Annotated in this window: 12 protein-coding genes; 3 read left to right on the forward strand and 9 right to left on the reverse strand. The window is 74.3% G+C overall.

Going from position 1 to position 16,098, the window contains the following annotated elements:
* Positions 1-39: 39 nt before the first annotated feature.
* The 9 genes from murG to rsmH all read right to left on the reverse strand — a co-directional run bounded on the left by murG (position 40) and on the right by rsmH (position 12,521).
* Positions 40-1,134: an undecaprenyldiphospho-muramoylpentapeptide beta-N-acetylglucosaminyltransferase gene (gene murG / locus CUT44_RS07450; RefSeq protein ID WP_100201362.1), complete on the reverse strand. Its 1,095-nt coding sequence runs from the start codon at positions 1,132-1,134 to the stop codon at positions 40-42.
* Between the two features lie 7 nt (positions 1,135-1,141).
* Positions 1,142-2,563 carry a putative lipid II flippase FtsW gene (gene ftsW, locus CUT44_RS07455; RefSeq protein ID WP_199185648.1) on the reverse strand — a complete coding sequence of 474 codons (1,422 nt, stop codon included), beginning with the start codon at positions 2,561-2,563 and terminating at the stop codon, positions 1,142-1,144.
* Between the two features lie 724 nt (positions 2,564-3,287).
* Entirely contained in the window at positions 3,288-4,736 is a 1,449-nt protein-coding gene (murD, locus tag CUT44_RS07460) for a UDP-N-acetylmuramoyl-L-alanine--D-glutamate ligase (RefSeq protein WP_100201363.1), read from the reverse strand.
* Positions 4,733-5,791: a phospho-N-acetylmuramoyl-pentapeptide-transferase gene (gene mraY, locus CUT44_RS07465; protein ID WP_100201364.1), complete on the reverse strand. Its 1,059-nt coding sequence runs from the start codon at positions 5,789-5,791 to the stop codon at positions 4,733-4,735. Before mraY ends, murD begins: the two co-directional genes overlap by 4 nt.
* Positions 5,791-7,245, reverse strand: a complete 1,455-nt coding sequence (locus tag CUT44_RS07470) for a UDP-N-acetylmuramoyl-tripeptide--D-alanyl-D-alanine ligase (RefSeq protein WP_100201365.1) — start codon at positions 7,243-7,245, stop codon at positions 5,791-5,793. The genes mraY and CUT44_RS07470 overlap by 1 nt, the downstream gene beginning before the upstream one ends.
* Entirely contained in the window at positions 7,242-9,020 is a 1,779-nt protein-coding gene (locus CUT44_RS07475; RefSeq protein ID WP_100201366.1) for a UDP-N-acetylmuramoyl-L-alanyl-D-glutamate--2,6-diaminopimelate ligase, read from the reverse strand. The genes CUT44_RS07470 and CUT44_RS07475 overlap by 4 nt, the downstream gene beginning before the upstream one ends.
* Positions 9,017-10,975, reverse strand: coding sequence for a peptidoglycan D,D-transpeptidase FtsI family protein (locus tag CUT44_RS07480; protein ID WP_100201367.1), 1,959 nt, complete (start codon positions 10,973-10,975; stop codon positions 9,017-9,019). Before CUT44_RS07480 ends, CUT44_RS07475 begins: the two co-directional genes overlap by 4 nt.
* On the reverse strand, positions 10,972-11,472 hold the full coding sequence (locus CUT44_RS07485; RefSeq protein WP_233221283.1) for an FtsB/FtsL family cell division protein: 501 nt from the start codon (positions 11,470-11,472) through the stop codon (positions 10,972-10,974). The genes CUT44_RS07480 and CUT44_RS07485 overlap by 4 nt, the downstream gene beginning before the upstream one ends.
* A gap of 92 nt (positions 11,473-11,564) precedes the next feature.
* A complete protein-coding gene (rsmH, locus tag CUT44_RS07490; protein ID WP_100201368.1) occupies positions 11,565-12,521 on the reverse strand; it encodes a 16S rRNA (cytosine(1402)-N(4))-methyltransferase RsmH in 957 nt (318 codons plus the stop codon).
* A 409-nt stretch (positions 12,522-12,930) separates the two neighbouring features.
* On the opposite strand from rsmH, the gene CUT44_RS07495 reads away from it, so the two are divergent.
* From CUT44_RS07495 to CUT44_RS07505, 3 genes are all read left to right on the forward strand, one after another.
* Positions 12,931-13,473, forward strand: a complete 543-nt coding sequence (locus CUT44_RS07495; protein WP_100201369.1) for a beta-class carbonic anhydrase — start codon at positions 12,931-12,933, stop codon at positions 13,471-13,473.
* Between the two features lie 143 nt (positions 13,474-13,616).
* A complete protein-coding gene (locus CUT44_RS07500) occupies positions 13,617-14,642 on the forward strand; it encodes an AAA family ATPase (protein ID WP_100201444.1) in 1,026 nt (341 codons plus the stop codon).
* A complete protein-coding gene (locus tag CUT44_RS07505; RefSeq protein WP_100201370.1) occupies positions 14,642-16,072 on the forward strand; it encodes a DUF58 domain-containing protein in 1,431 nt (476 codons plus the stop codon). The genes CUT44_RS07500 and CUT44_RS07505 overlap by 1 nt, the downstream gene beginning before the upstream one ends.
* The last annotated feature ends 26 nt before the right edge of the window (positions 16,073-16,098 follow it).

A 16,098-nucleotide genomic window follows, 5' to 3' on the forward strand; every position in this document is an offset into this window, starting at 1 on the left:
GCTCCTGTGCCTCCGCGACCGCTTCCCCGCGCCGGGGCATCAGCCCTGGCGACGTGCCGCGACCGCCTCGTACACCATCTTGACCAGCAGCTCGTCGGCGTCCCGCCGGCCGAACTCGGCCGCGCAGCGGGACATTTCGTAGAGCCGGTGCGGATCGGTGAGCACCGGCAGGACGTTGGCCTGGATCCACTCCGGCGTCAGTTCCGCGTCGTCGACGATCAGCCCGCCGCCCGCCTTGACCACCGGCTGGGCGTTCAGCCGCTGCTCCCCGTTGCCGATCGGCAGCGGGACGTAGGCGGCCGGGAGCCCGACGGCGGACAGTTCGGCCACCGTCATCGCGCCCGCGCGGCAGAGCATCATGTCCGCCGCGGCGTACGCCAGGTCCATCCGGTCCAGGTACGGCACCGGGAGGTAGGGCGGCATCCCGGGCATGTTGTCCACCCGCGGCAGCTCGTTCTTCGGGCCGACCGCGTGCAGGATCTGCACCCCGGAGCGCTGCAGGGCCGGAGCGATGACCTGGACGACCTCGTTCAGCCGCCGCGCGCCCTGGGAACCGCCGGTGACCAGCAGCGTGGGCAGGTTGGCGTCGAGGCCGAAGGCGGCCCGGGCCTCGGTGCGCGCCGCCGCCCGGTCCAGGGTGGCGATGGAGCGGCGCAGCGGGATGCCGACGTAGCGGGCGTGCCGCAGCTTGCTGTCCGGGGTGGATACGGCGACGAAGCGGGTGTAGCGGGAGCCGATCTTGTTGGCCAGCCCGGGCCGGGCATTGGCCTCGTGGACGACGATCGGCACCCCGAGCCGTTTGGCGGCGAGGTAGCCGGGCAGCGCCACATAGCCGCCGAAGCCGGCCACGCAGTCGGCCCCGGTGCGCTCCAGGACCTGCTCTGCCGCCTTGATGGTCCCCCGCAGCCGCCCCGGTACGGTGATCAGTTCGGGGGTGGGTTTGCGCGGCAGCGGCACGGCCGGGATCAACTCCAGGTCGTAGCCGCGTTCCGGGACGAGCCGGGTCTCAAGTCCGCGTTCCGTTCCGAGTGCCGTGATCCCCACGGCCGGGTCCTGCCTGCGCAGGGCGTCCGCGAGGGCGAGCGCGGGCTCGATGTGGCCGGCGGTCCCCCCACCGGCGAGTACGACATGCACCGAATCTTCACCGCTCTCCGGACGGGCGCCGAACGGCGCTCCGTCGCATTGTCTTCCGTCTCACCCCAGCCAGCTTCCTTCTCACAGCGGGCTGCCGCATGGCCAGTGCCCTCCGTGCGGCGGGCTCCCTTCTCGCGAACGAGATCAGCAGTCCGACCGCGAACATCGTCGGCAGCAGGGCGGACCCTCCGTAGGAGAACAGCGGGAGCGGGACACCGGCGATCGGCAGCAGGCCGAGCACCGCACCGATGTTGACCACGGCCTGGGCCGTGATCCAGGTGATCACACCTCCCGCGGCATACCTGACGAAGGGATCCTCCGTACGTCCGGCCACGCGGATACCCGCATAGCCTAGAGCCGCGAAAAGGGCGAGCACCGACAGCGTCCCCGTCAGACCGAGTTCCTCCCCGGTCACGGCGAAGATGAAGTCGGTGTGCGGTTCGGGCAGTTGCCCCCATTTCTCCACGCTGGCGCCCAGTCCGGAACCGAACCAGCCGCCGGAGGCCAGGGCGTAGATGCCGTGCACGGCCTGCCAGCACTCGTAGTTGGGGCCGGGCTCGGTGGCGCCCAGGCAGGCGAAGCGGGCCAGCCGGTTGCCGCTGGTCCCGATGAGGAGGGCCCCCAGGACCCCGCCGACGGCGAGCATCCCCCCGAACAGCCGCAGGGGCGCCCCGGCCAGCCACAGCAGCCCCAGGAGGATCGCGGCGAGGATGATCGCGGTGCCCATGTCCCGGCCCAGCATGATCAGGCCGAGCAGCAGCAGTGCCACCGGAACGAGCGGCACCAGCAGGTGCTTCCACTGGACGAGCAGCCGCCGTTCACCCTTGCGGGCCAGCAGGTCGGCCCCCCACAGCACCAGGGCGAGCTTTCCGAACTCGCTGGGCTGGAGCTGGAACGGGCCGCCGAGACCGATCCAGTTGCGGTTGCCGTTGACCTCCTGCCCTATCCCGGGGATCTGGACCAGGCACATCAGGAACACCGTGACGGCCAGCAGCGGGTACGCCAGCCCGCGCTGGAACGCGGTGGGCATCCGGGCGGCGGCCAGCAGCAGCACACCGCCCAGCGCGGCGGCCAGCAGTTGCTTGCGGAAGAAGTACGTGGAGGACAGCCCGGAGCGCAGCGCCTCGATCTGGGAGGCGGAGAAGACCATCACCAGACCGAGGCCGGTGATCAGCAGACTGCCGCCGAGGATCAGGTAGTACGCGGTCAGCGGCCGGTCCCAGGTCCGCTTCGCCCGCAGGTACAGCCGCCGGAGGCCCGCCGCCGGACGCCGCACGAGGCGTGGGGGGCGCGGGGGACGCGGGGGGCGTGCCGGGTGCGGCGCGGCGCCGGAGCCCCGTCCGGACGCCGCACGGGGCGCGCCCGGGCGGGAGCGCTGCGCCTCGCGCGGGAGACGCCCCGCGGCGGGGACGGGGGCGGGAACGGGCACCGGGGGGCCGCCCGCGGCCGCCGGCACGGGGCCGGTGGGCACGGCGGACGCGAGAGCGGCGCGGACACGGTCCGCCCACCCCGCCGCGAGCCCGCGCGGAGGGCGCCGCGGGAGGGCCGGGGCGGCACTCGCCGCGGCGGGCACGACCGGGCGGAGCGCCGTACGGAGGGCGGCCACCACCGCGAACACCACCGCCCCGGCCACGGACGCCACCGGCCGGACCCGCCCCTCCGCCCCGCGCGGGGACGAGCGCGGGGCGGACGCCCCGGTACGGGAGGCACGGGAAGCGCGGGGAGCACGGGGAGCACGGCGGGCCGGGGACCCGCCGACCCCGGCAGGCGTACACGCGGGCACCGTCGGCGACGCGGGGCGCTCGGCCGTCATCGGAACTCCTCCGTGGCTGCCCCCGCTCTCGGGCGGGGGCGGGGGCGTCCCCCGCGCGCGGGGGAGGAACGGACTTCCGCGGAGCCGGCCGGGGAAGGGCGGTTCGGCCTCCGGGCGGGCCGGCTGCCGCCGCCGGACCGGCGGGACGCCGCCGGGTGCGCGGATCCGGTGCGGGACCGGTGAACGGCGCGCCGGTCCCGGCCGTCGGCGCGAACCGGCGGCCGGCGGCGGGGCGGAAGGACCGGCCCGCGAGGGCCGGGTCCCCCCGCCCCGGGGGGAGAAGTCAACGTCCCCTCCTGCTCTCCCGCGCCGGCCGGTCCGCGGAGCGGGGGCCGGCGGGTCAGTGCTCCCGCTCCGCGGACCGGCCGGCGGCCAGCTCGCGGACGGCGGTGGCGAAGGCCTCGCCGCGCGCGTGGTAGTTGGTGAACATGTCCATCGAGGCACAGGCCGGCGCCATGAGGACGGTGTCCCCGGGGCGGGCCAGCCCGGCGGCCTCGCGGACCGCCGCCGCCATCGCCCCAGTGTCGGTCCGGTCGAGGTCGACGACCGGAACATCCGGGGCGTGTCGCGCCAGCGCCGCACGGACCAGGGCACGGTCGGCACCGATCAGCACCGCGCCGCGCAGCCGCTTCGCCGCCCCGGCCACCAGTTCGTCGAAGGTCGCGCCCTTGGCGAGGCCCCCGGCGATCCACACCACCGGGTCGTAGGCGTTCAGCGACGCCTCGGCGGCATGGGTGTTGGTCGCCTTGGAATCGTCGACGTAGGCCACCCCCGCCACCTCGGCGACGTGCTCGATGCGGTGCGGGTCGGGCCGGAAGGCGCGCAGCCCGTCGCGCACGGCCCGCGGTTCCACCCCGAAGGCACGGGCGAGGGCGGCGGCGGCCAGGGCGTTGGCGATGTTGTGCGGGGCGGGCGGGTTCACGTCCGCCACCTCGGCCAGCTCCTGCGCCTGCCGGTGCCGGTCCGCCACGAACGCCCGGTCCACCAGGACGCCCTCCACCACGCCCAGTTGGGACGGGGCGGGGGTGCCGAGGGTGAAGCCGATCGCCCGGCAGCCCTCCACGACGTCGGCCCGGCGGACCAGCTCCTCGGTGGCGGGGTCGGCGGCGTTGTAGACGCAGGCGGCCTCGTTGCCCTCGTAGATCCGGCCCTTGTCGGCGGCGTACGCCTCCATCGAGCCGTGCCAGTCCAGATGGTCGGGGGCGAGGTTGAGCACCGCCGCCGAGTGGGGCCGCACCGAGGCCGACCAGTGGAGCTGGTAGCTGGACAGCTCCACGGCGAGCACGTCGTACGGCTCCGTGCCGAGGACCGCGTCCAGCAGCGAGACACCGATGTTGCCGACGGCGGCGGTGCGCAGGCCGGCGGCCGTCAGGATCGAGGCCAGCATCCGTACGGTGGTGGTTTTGCCGTTGGTGCCGGTGACCGCCAGCCAGGGCGCGGCCCCGGGGCCGCGCAGCCGCCAGGCCAGCTCGACATCGCCCCACACCGGCACCCCGGCCTCGGCGGCCGCCGCGAACAGCGGCTTGTCCGGCTGCCAGCCGGGGGTGGTGACGACCAGTTCGGTGCCCTTGGGCAGGGTGGCGCCGTCGCCGAGGCGGACCGTGGCGCCCGACTCCTCCAGTTCGGCCGCCTGCCGCCGGGCGCGCTCGTCGTCGCCGTCGTTGACGACCGTCACCTCCGCGCCCAGTTCCCGCAGCACCCGGGCCGCGGGAATTCCGGAGACGCCGAGACCGGCGACGGTGACGCGCTTCCCGGCGAACCGCCCGCCGACGGGGTGACCGGCCGTCATTTCCCGGCCGCCCAGCCGGCGTAGAACAGGCCGATGCCGACGATGGTGCACATGCCCTGGATGATCCAGAAGCGGACCACCACCAGCACCTCGCTCCAGCCCTTGAGTTCGAAGTGGTGCTGGAGCGGTGCCATCCGGAACACCCGCTTGCCGGTCAGCCGGAAGGAGCCGACCTGGATGACGACGGACATGGTGATCAGGACGAACAGACCGCCGAGCAGGGCCAGCAGCAGCTCGGTGCGGGAGACGATGGCCAGCCCGGCCAGCGCGCCGCCCAGCGCCAGCGAGCCGGTGTCGCCCATGAAGATCTTGGCGGGCGAGGTGTTCCACCACAGGAAGCCGAAGCAGGCGCCCATCAGCGCGGAGGCGACGACCGCCAGGTCCAGTGGATCACGTACCTCGAAGCAGCTCGGGCTGCCGGTGATGGCGCAGGAGTCCTGGTACTGCCAGACCCCGATGAAGGTGTAGGCGCCGAAGACCATCACCGAGGCGCCGGTGGCCAGGCCGTCGAGGCCGTCGGTGAGGTTCACGCCGTTGGACATCGCCAGGATCATGAACAGCGCCCAGATGACGAAGAGCACCGGCCCGATCGACCAGCCGAAGTCCTCGGTGAAGGAGAGCTTGGTGGACGCCGGGGTCTGGCCGCGGGCGTCGGCGAAGTTCAGCGACAGCACCGCGAAGGCGATGCCGACGATGAGCTGGCCGAGCATCTTGGCCTTGGCGCGCAGGCCCAGGCTTCGCTGCTTGACGATCTTGATGTAGTCGTCGAGGAAGCCGACCAGGCCCATGCCCGCCATCAGGAACAGCACCAGCACGCCGGAGAACGACGGCGGCTGGCCGGTTATGACCTTGGTGAGGGCGTAGGCGATCAGGGTGGCCAGGATGAAGGCGATGCCGCCCATGGTGGGGGTGCCGCGCTTGCTGTGGTGGTCCCGCGGGCCGTCGTCGCGGATGAACTGCCCGTAGCCCTTGCGGGCCAGCAGCTTGATCAGCAGCGGTGTGCCGACCAGGGTCAGGAAGAGCCCGATGACCCCGGAGAAGAGGATCTGCCTCATCATCGGTCGGCGACCTTTCCCCTACCTTCGGCGGGGAGACCCCTGCCCTCGACCAGCGCGAGCGCCACCTTCTCCAGGCCTGCCGCCCTGGACGCCTTCACCAGGACGACGTCCCCCGGCCGCAGATCGTCGCGCAACAGGTCGATTGCCGCCTGAGCGTCGGACACGTGCACCGACTCCTCACCCCACGAACCCTCGTTCTTGGCGCCCATGTCGAGCCAGGCGGCCTCCCGGCCACCCACCGCCACGAGCTTGCTGACGTTGAGCCGGACGGCGAGCCGCCCGACAGCGTCGTGCTCGGCCAGCGACTCCTCGCCGAGTTCGGCCATCTCACCGAGCACCGCCCAGGTGCGACGCCCCTCCCCCACGGCGTCACCGCCCGCGATCGCGACCAGCGCGCGCAGTGCGGCCCGCATGGACTCGGGGTTCGCGTTGTACGCGTCGTTGACGACGGTCACGCCGTCGGCGCGCTCGGTGACCTCCATCCGCCAGCGGGAGAGCGTGTCCGCGGCGGAGAGCGCCTCGGCGATCCCTTCGGCGGACATGCCCGACTCGTGGGCGACGGCCGCCGCGGCGAGCGCGTTCGACACGTGGTGCTCACCGTACAGGCGCATGGTCACCTCCCCGCACCCGGTGGGGGTGTGGAGGGTGAAGGCGGGCTGCCCCTTCGGGGTGAGCCGGACATTCCCGGCGCGGACGTCGGCGTCGGCGGACTCGCCGAAGAGGACGATCCGGGCGTCGGTGCGGGCCCGCATGGCCCGCACCAGGGGGTCGTCGGCGTTGAGGACGGCGATCCCGCCCTCCTCGGCCGGGGGCAGGGCCTCCACCAGTTCGCCCTTGGCCTGCGCGATCTGCTCGCGGCCGCCGAACTCGCCCAGGTGCGCGGAGCCGACGTTGAGCACCACGCCGACGCGCGGCGGGGTCAGCCCGGTCAGGTAGCGGATGTGGCCGATGCCGCGGGCACCCATTTCCAGGACGAGATGGCGGGTGCCCTCCTCGGCGCTCAGCGCGGTCAGCGGCAGGCCGATCTCGTTGTTGAGCGAGCCGGGCGTGAACACGGTGGGTCCGAGCCGCCGCAGGAGCTGGGCGATGAGGTCCTTGGTGCTGGTCTTGCCCGCCGAGCCGGTGAGGGCGACGACGGTGGTGCCCAGCCGTGCCGTGACATGGCGGGCCAGCGCCCCCAGGGCGGTCAGCACGTCGTCGACGACGACCGCCGGGACGCCGACCGGCCGGGCGGCCAGTACGCCCGCCGCGCCGTCGGCCACGGCCCGCGCGGCGAAGTCGTGGCCGTCGGCCCGCTCACCGGCGAAGGCGACGAACAGGGAGCCGGGCCGTACCTCCCGGGAGTCCCGGACGACGGGACCGGCGACGGCCGGTACCGCCGCCCCGTCCGGCACGTCGTGGACCCGGCCACCGACGGCGTCCGCGATCTCTGCGAGGGTCATCGGGATCACGGCGTGTTCTCCACGGTTCCTTCGGTTCCTTCGGTGTCTCCGGCCGGGCCGGGCTCCCCGGCCGTGCCGGCTTCCCGGTCGCGGGCGGCCAGCCGGCGCTCGACGGCCGCACGCAGCACCTCGCGGTCGTCGAAGGGGCGGATCACCCCGGCGATGTCCTGGCCCCGCTCATGGCCCTTGCCCGCCACCAGCACCGTGTCCCCGGGCTCGGCCCGGGCGACGGCGGCGGCGATGGCGGCGGCGCGCTCCTCCTCCACCAGCACGGTGCCGCGCTCGTGGACCGGTACCTCGGCGGCGCCCGCGAGCATGGCGGCGAGAATCGCGAGCGGGTCCTCCGAGCGCGGGTTGTCGGAGGTCAGGACGGCGGTGTCGGCCAGCCGGGCCAGCGCCGCGCCCATCGCGGGCCGCTTGTGCGGGTCCCGGTCGCCGCCGCAGCCGAGCACCGCGTGCACCCGGCCCCCGGTGACCTTGCGCAGGGCACGCAGGACGGACTCCACGGCGTCGGGCTTGTGCGCGTAGTCCACGACCGCCAGGTACGGCTGGCCGGCGTCCACCCGCTCCAGCCGGCCGGGCACGCCGGGCACCGCGGCGACGCCCTCGGCCGCGGTCTTCAGGTCGATCCCGGCGGCCACCAGCGCGGTGATCGCCGCCAGCGCGTTGGAGACGTTGAACGGGCCGGGCAGCGGTGCGGCGGCCCGCACGGTCTCGCCGCCGGGCCCGACGACGGTGAAGGTGGAGCCGAGCGGACCGACCTCCACGTCCCGCGCGCGCCAGTCGGCGTCCGGGTGGCCCTCGGCGGAGAAGGTGGTGACCGGGACCTCGCTGACGCCGGCTGCCAGCCGCTGTCCGTACTCGTCGTCGATGTTGACCACACCGGCGCGGGACCGCGCCGCCGTGAAGAGCTGCGCCTTCGCCCGGAAGTAGTCCTCCATGTCCGAGTGGAAGTCCAGGTGCTCGGGGCTGAGGTTGTTGAAGACGGCGACATCGAAGACGCAGCCGTCCACCCGGCCCAGCACCAGTGCGTGACTGGAGACCTCCATGGCCACCGAGCGGACCCCGCGCTCGCGCATCACGGCGAACAGCGCCTGAAGCTCGGTGGCCTCCGGGGTGGTCCGCTCGGACTTGATCCGCTCGTCGCCGATGCGGGACTCGACCGTGCCGATCAGCCCGGTCGGTTCCCCCTCCTTCGCCGCCGCGCGCAGCCCGCCCTCGATGAGGTAGGCGGTGGTGGTCTTGCCGGAGGTGCCGGTGATGCCGATCTGCAGCAGGTCCCGGCCCGGGTCGCCGTAGATGGCGGCGGCCAGGGCGCCCATCACCTCGCGCGGGTCCCCGACCGTCAGCACCGGCAGGCCGGTGGCTGCGGCCCGCCCGGTGCCCGTCGGGTCGGTCAGCACCGCGACGGCGCCCAGCCGGGCGGCCGAGGCGGCGAAGTCCGCGCCGTGGAAGCGGGCGCCGGGACGCGCGATGTAGACGTCGCCGGGGCGTACGGCGCGCGAGTCGTGGGTGATGCCGGTGACGGCCGCGTTGCCCTCGGGGACGGCGGCGCCCAGCAGCCGGGCCAGCTCCGCCAGCGGGACGGGGCGGACCCGCTCCGGGCGGGGCGGGACCGGGGGCGGGGAAGGGGTCTGATCAGCTTGTGGCACGGCGGTGAGCGTACCGGGCCCGCCCGGTGTGCCGCGAAGCGAGGTACCGGGTTCGGCGGGGGGCCCGCCGGTGGTGCCGGCGGGGTTCCACGGGGGTTCTGTTCTGGTTCTCACAGGTCGCTTTCCGGTCATTCTCCGGGCTTGAAGGTGAGGGGCAGCCGGGGGGCCTTCTCGCCGGTGGGCGGGATGCGGAGGGCCTTGAGGGTGTACTTCATGACCTGCTGGTACACCGGGCCGCACACCTGGCTGCCGAAGTAACTGCCCTGTTTGGGGTTCTGCACGGCGCAGTAGACGGTGACGCGGGGGGCGTCGGCGGGCGCGAACCCGGCGAAGGAGGCGGTGTAGCCGTTGTAGCGGCCGGTGGCGGGATCCACCCGGTTGGCGGTGCCCGTCTTGCCCGCCACCCGGTAGCCGGGGATCTGCGCGGCGGTGCCGGTTCCCTCGGCGTCGGCCACCACGGACTCCAGCATGGTGGTGAGCGTCCGCGCGGTCTTCTCACCGACCACCCGGGTCCGCTCCGGCTTGGGCGCGGGCCGCCACCGGCCGTCCGGCCCGGTGGTGCCCCGCACCAGGGTCGGCGCCACGCGTACACCTCCGTTGGCGACGGTGGAGTAGACCGACGCCGCCTGGACGGCGTTGACCGACATCCCCTGGCCGAAGGGGATGGTGTACTGCTGGGAGGCGTTCCAGTCCTCCGGGTCGGCGAGGATGCCGGAGGTCTCGCCGGGGAAGCCCAGGCCGGTCCGCTGCCCCATGCCGAACTTCCGCAGGTACGAGTGGAGCACCCGGTTGGCCTCCGGCTGGGTGTCACCGAGCTGCTCGACGGCCAGGATCGTGCCGATGTTGCTGGACTTGGCGAGCACCCCGTTGAGGGTGAGGTACAGGGTGGGGTGGTCGTGGTCGTCCGCGAAGCTGCGGTCGGCCCGCGGCAGCCGGTTGGGCACCACCACGTGGGTGTCGGGGGTGGCCGCGCCCTCCTCCAGGACCGCCGCCATGGACATCACCTTGCTGGTGGAGCCCGGCTCGAAGGCGTCCTGCACGGCGGGGTTGCCCAGCCGGTCGGCGGTGGCGCCCGACAGGTCGTTCGGGTCGTAGCCGGGCGCGTTGGCCATGGCCAGGATCTCACCGGTGCGGACGTCCTGGACGACCACGTAGCCGTGGTCGGCCTGCGACTTCTCGACCTGTTCGGAGATGGCCTGCTGCGCGGCCCACTGGATGTCGCGGTCCAGGGTCAGCTCCACGTCGGAGCCGGGCCGGGCGGGCTGTTCGCGCACCTCCTCGGTGGGGACCCGGCGGCCGCCGGACTGGGCATAGGTGATCTTGCCGTCCTGCCCGGCCAGCGTCTCGTCGTACTTCGCCTCCAGTCCGCCGCCGCCCGTCCCGTCCGCGGTGACGAAGCCGAGCACCCCGGCCGCGAGCCGCTTGCCCGGGTACACCCGCTTGGCGTGCTCCTCGAAGTACACCCCGGCCAGTACGTTGCGGGTCCCGCCGGAGCCCTGCCGCTCGGCCAGGACCTGCCGCAGGTCCGTGATCTGTCGCCGGACCTGCGGGGACTGCTGCCGGGCCAGGACGACATAGCGGGTGTCCGGCCGGGACAGCCGCTCGGTGAGCGTCTCCTCGGCCACCCCGAGGACGGGGGCGAGCAGCTCCGCGGCCTGGGCGGGGGCGTCGGGCACCTTCGCCTGCTCGGGGGTGAACAGGTACGGGTCGGCGGTGACGTCGTAGGCGTCGACCGTGGTGGCCAGCGCCACGCCGTTCCGGTCGGTGACGGTGCCCCGCTCGGCGGCGATCGGAACGGTGACGTAGCGGTTGACGTCGGCCTTGGCCGCGTAGGTGCCCGCGTCCACGGCCTGCACCTGGAGCAGCCGCACCGTGAAGGCCAGCATCACCAGGGTGAACAGGAGTCCGAACAGCCGCAGCCGGGGCCGGTGGCTGCTCAGCCGGACGGTTCCCCGCGCACCGGGGCGGGACGGGCGGGCGGGCGCGCGGGCGGGCGTACGGGTGGACGGGCGGGCGGACGGGCGGGGACGGGCTCCGGCGCCGGGCGCCGGGCGTGGGCCGGGGGTGCGGCGCGGTCGGTCGCTCATGGCCGCTCTCCCTGCCCGTCCGCGCCGGGAACGGCCCCGGGGACCGGGGAGGGGGCACCGCGGACGGTGCCGTCCGGGAGGATGAAGGCGGGGTTCCCGCCGGGCACCAGACCCAGTTCGCGGGCCTTCTCGGCCAGGCTGCCGGGGGCGGAGTAGGAGTCCAGCTCCTGCTGGAGGGCCTGCTCCTCGTCGGTCAGCTCCTCGGTCCGCTTCTCCAGTTCGCCCAGCTCGAAGGAGCCCTGGTTGACGGCGGCGTTGAGCAGCAGCAGGGTCAGCAGCCCGGAGCCGAGCAGCACCACGACCAGCAGCACGAAGGGGGTGCGGGCCGGGCCGGCGGGGCTGCCGGCGGGCGCCAGCCGCGCCAGCCGGGCCAGCCGCTGCTGCGGTGTGGGGGCGGTGCGCCCCCGGTCCGCCGCGACCGTCTTCCGGGCCTTCGGCCCTGTCCCGGGCGGCCTCGGTCCCGCTCCCGGTCCTGTTCCCGGCCCTGTTCCCGGCACTGCCCTCGCCCCCGTCCTCGCTCCTGCTCCCGGCTCCGCCTTCGGCTGTTTCCTCGGCGTGCCCGGTGTCTCCGGCGGCCTCGGCGTCTCCTTCAGGACTCCTCCCGGATGCGCTCGGCGCCACGCAGCCGGGCGGGGGCGGCACGGCGGTTCCCGGCCACCTCTTCCTCGCCGGGGAGCTCCGCGCCCCGGGTGAGCAGCCGCAGCCGGGGCTGGTAGCGCTCGGGGACCACCGGCAGACCGGGGGGCGCGGTGCCGGCGGCGCCGGCCGCCAGCACCTGCTTGACCAGGCGGTCCTCCAGCGAGTGGTACGAGAGCACCGCGATCCGGCCCCCCAGGGCCAGCGCGGCCACGGCCGCCGGCAGCGCCCGCTCCAGGACGGCGAGCTCCCCGTTGACCTCGATGCGCAGCGCCTGGAAGGTCCGCTTGGCCGGGTTGCCCCCGGTGCGCTTGGCGGCCTGCGGCAGTGCCGCCCGGATCAGCTCCACCAGCCGGGCGCTGGTGGTGAAGGGCTCCTTCTCGCGCTCCCGCACGATCGCCGCGACGATCCGCTTCGCCTGTTTCTCCTCGCCGTAGGCGCGCAGGAGGCGCACCAGTTCCCCCGGCGGATAGGTGTTGAGCACCTCGGCGGCGCTGACGCCCCGGCTCTGGTCCATCCGCATGTCCAGGGGCGCGTCCCGGGCGTACGCGAAGCCGCGTCCGGCCTCGTCGAGCTGCATGGAGGAGACCCCGAGGTCGAACAGCACCCCCTGGACCCGCGGGGCGCCCAGGCGGGCCAGTACCGCGGGGAGCTCGTCGTAGACGGCGTGCACCAGGGTGGCCCGGTCCCCGTGCGGCGCCAGCCGCTCACGGGCCAGCTCAAGGGCGGCCGGGTCGCGGTCCAGACCGATCAGCCGCAGCCCGGGGAAGGCGGACAGCAGCGCCTCGCTGTGGCCGCCCAGTCCCAGGGTGCAGTCCACGACCGTCGCGCCGGGCCGCTCCAGGGCGGGGGCGAGCAGGTCCAGGCAGCGCCGGAGCATGACCGGGACGTGCCGCTCGTTGGTGCTCACTGGGCTCTCCTTGAGCCGGCCCGTACGGCCCGGTCCCACCCGCTCGGAAAGGGGAAAGGGGGACGGCGGCCGGGAAGGACTGTGCCGCCCGGCCGGGAGCGGGAGGAGGCCGGTGCCGTACACGGCCGTACGTGTGCGCAGGGCACACGCGGGATGTCGGTTCCGGAGGGAGCTCGGCAGAGTGCCCCGACTCCCACTCCGCGTCACTTTAGTCCACTGGTTCGCCCGGTCAACCAACTGGTCAGGCGCGTCACGGCCGCTCCGGGCGGGCGGCCGCCGGCCCGGAGACGCCCGCCGGGCGGCGCGCTCCGCACCCGGTGTGTGGCGTGCGTCACACCTGTGGTGCGATGACCGGCTTTGCCCGGCCCCGCCACGGGCCACGCGGGCACGGTCCGGTTACGGTCGTACCATGCCACCGTCTTCCCGTGAAAAGTCGGTCACCGACCGACTCGTCTCCGCCAACCGGCACTACGCGGCCGGTTTCACCGACCCGGGCATGGACGCCCGGCCGGTCCTGAAGGTCGCCGTGGTCGCCTGCATGGACGCCCGCCTCGACCTGCACGACGCGCTCGGCCTCGACCTCGGCGACTGCCACACCATCCGCAACGCCGGCGGTGTGGTCACCGACGACGTCATCCGCTCACTGACCATCAGTCAGCGCGCGCTGGGCACCCGCTCCGTCGTGCTGATCCATCACACCGGCTGCGGCCTGCTGAACCTCACCGAGGACTTCCGGCACGAGCTGGAGCTGGAGGTCGGCCAGCGGCCCTCGTGGGCCGTGGAGTCCTTCCGGGATCTGGACCAGGATGTGCGGCAGTCGATGGAACGGGTACGTACTTCTCCGTTCCTTCTGCACACCGACGACGTGCGCGGCTTCGTCTTCGACGTCACCACGGGCCTGCTGCGGGAGATCGATCCCGCGGACGGCCCGGCGAACGATCGGGAACCGTGACGCGTAAGCCTGTGTACGTGAAGAATGGTTGAGTGCCGGCTCCATCCCCGCGGGTCCCCCGCGGCCGGGGGGCCCGCGGGACGGAATGGGGCCGGTCGGCCGCCTGGGGCGGCCGGTCCGTGGAACGGGCCGAGGAGGGCCGGGTGACGACCTATGACGAGCGAGCGAGCCTCAGCGATCTGACCGCCACGGTGGACCGGGTGCGCCGGTCGGTGGAGAGCGTGATCGAGGGCAAGCCGGAGGTCGTACGGCTCTCGCTGACCGTACTCCTGGCCGAGGGCCATCTGCTGATCGAGGACGTGCCGGGGGTGGGCAAGACCATGCTCGCCAAGGCCCTGGCCAGATCCGTCGACTGCTCGGTGCGCCGGATCCAGTTCACGCCCGACCTGCTGCCGTCGGACATCACCGGGGTGAGCGTCTACGACCAGCAGCGGCAGGAGTTCGAGTTCAAGCCGGGCGCCATCTTCGCCCAGATCGTGATCGGCGACGAGATCAACCGCGCCTCCCCCAAGACCCAGTCGGCGCTGCTGGAGTCGATGGAGGAGCGGCAGGTCACCATAGACGGACACAGCTACGAGCTGCCCGACCCGTTCATGGTGGTGGCCACCCAGAACCCGGTCGAGATGGAGGGCACCTACCCGCTGCCCGAGGCCCAGCGCGACCGCTTCATGGCCCGGGTCTCGATCGGCTACCCCAGCCCGGAGGCCGAACTGCGGATGCTGGACGTGCACGGCGGCCTCTCCCCGCTGGACGACCTGGAGCCGGTCGCCCACGCCCACGAGATCGCCAAGCTGGCGGAGGCCGTGCGCGGCATCCATGTCTCCGAACCGGTCCGCCGGTACGCGGTGGAGCTGGTGGCGGGCACCCGCAGCCACCCCGAGCTGCGGCTGGGCGCCTCCCCCCGGGCCACCCTGCACCTGCTGCGGGCGGCCAAGGCGACGGCGGCCCTGGACGGGCGGGACTTCGTCCTGCCCGACGACGTACGGGGGCTGGCCGTCCCCGTCCTGGCGCACCGGCTGCTGCCCACCGCGCAGGTCCGGCTGAGCGGGCGCACCGCCGAGCAGATCGTCACCGAGATCCTGCAGCGGGTGCCGGTGCCCGCCGCACACCCCCGGGAGGCGCCCCCGCAGCCCCCGCTGTACGGCCGCCCGCCCCAGCGGGGCTACTGATGGACGGCGGCTGGGGCGGCAGCGGTGGCACCGCCACCGGTCCCGGCCGGAGCCCGGGCCGGGACACCGGGCACGACGCCGCGCGTACCGGGCGGCGGCACGGCCCGCTGCGCACCGCGTTCGGCGGGCTCACCACCCGGGGGCGCTCCTTCCTGGCCGCGGGGGCCGCGGCGACGGTCTGCGCCTATCTGCTGGGCCAGGGCGACCTGCTGCGGGTGGGCATGCTGCTGGCCGCGCTGCCCCTGGTGTGCGTGGCCGTCCTGCACCGCACCCGGCACCGGGTGGCGGCCTCCCGCCGGCTGACCCCCTCCCGGGTCTCCGCCCGTTCCGAGGCCCGGGTGCACCTGCGGCTGGAGAACGTCTCGCGGCTGCCCACCGGGCTGCTGATGCTCCAGGACCGGGTGCCCTATGTGCTGGGGCCGCGCCCCCGCTTCGTCCTGGACCGGGTGGAGCCCGGCGGCCGCCGTGAGGTCTCCTACCGGATCCGCTCCGACCTGCGCGGGCGCTACCCGCTGGGGCCGCTGCAGCTGCGCCTGACCGACCCCTTCGGCATGGTGGAGCTGACCCGGTCCTTCAGCTCGTACGACCTCCTCACCGTCGTGCCGCTGACCGAGCCGCTGCCGCCGGTGCGGCTGGGCGGCGACACCGGCGGCTGGGGCGAGGGACGGCAGCGTTCGCTGGCGACGGCGGGCGAGGACGACGTGATCCCGCGCGGTTACCGGCGCGGTGACGACCTGCGCCGGGTGCACTGGCGCTCCACCGCCCGCCACGGCGAGCTGATGGTGCGCCGCGAGGAACAACCGCGCAAACCGCACTGCACGGTGCTGCTGGACACCCGCCGGTCGGCCTGGACCGGCTCCGGCCCGGACTCGGCGTTCGAGTGGGCGGTCTCGGGCGTCGCCTCGGTCGCCGCCCATCTGCTGGAGCGGGGATACGCGGTACGGCTGCTGACCGACACCGGCGCCTCGGTGCCCGGCCCGGACGGCGGCAGCCTGGAGGGCGGCTCCTCGGACACCGCCGGGCTGATCATGGACACCCTCGCGGTGGTGGACCACTCCGGCGAGCCGGGTCTGGCCCGGGCCTACGAGGCACTGCGCGGCGGCAGCGGCGGCGGGCACGAGGGACTGCTGGTCGCCTTTCTCGGCATGACGGACGAGGAGCAGACGGTACTGGCCTGCCGGATGCGGCAGCGTGCCGACGGCGCGGTGGCCCTGGTCCCGCGCGGGCTGCGGGCGCGGAGCACCGAGGAGGAACAGCAGCGGCTGCTGTCCGAGGCGGGCTGGGCGGTGCTGCCGTACACCCCCGCCGAGCCGCTGCCCCGGCTGTGGCGGCAGGCGGAGGTGCCGGGCGGCGCCTTCGGACCGCCGGCGAGCGGCCCGAAGGCGGGCGGTCCGGCGGGCGGTCCCGTGGACGAGCCGGCGAGCGGGTGAGAGAAAGGTGAGGAGGGGCCGACGGT

The organism is Streptomyces carminius, from assembly GCF_002794255.1.
Taxonomy (GTDB): Bacteria; Actinomycetota; Actinomycetes; order Streptomycetales; family Streptomycetaceae; genus Streptomyces; species Streptomyces carminius.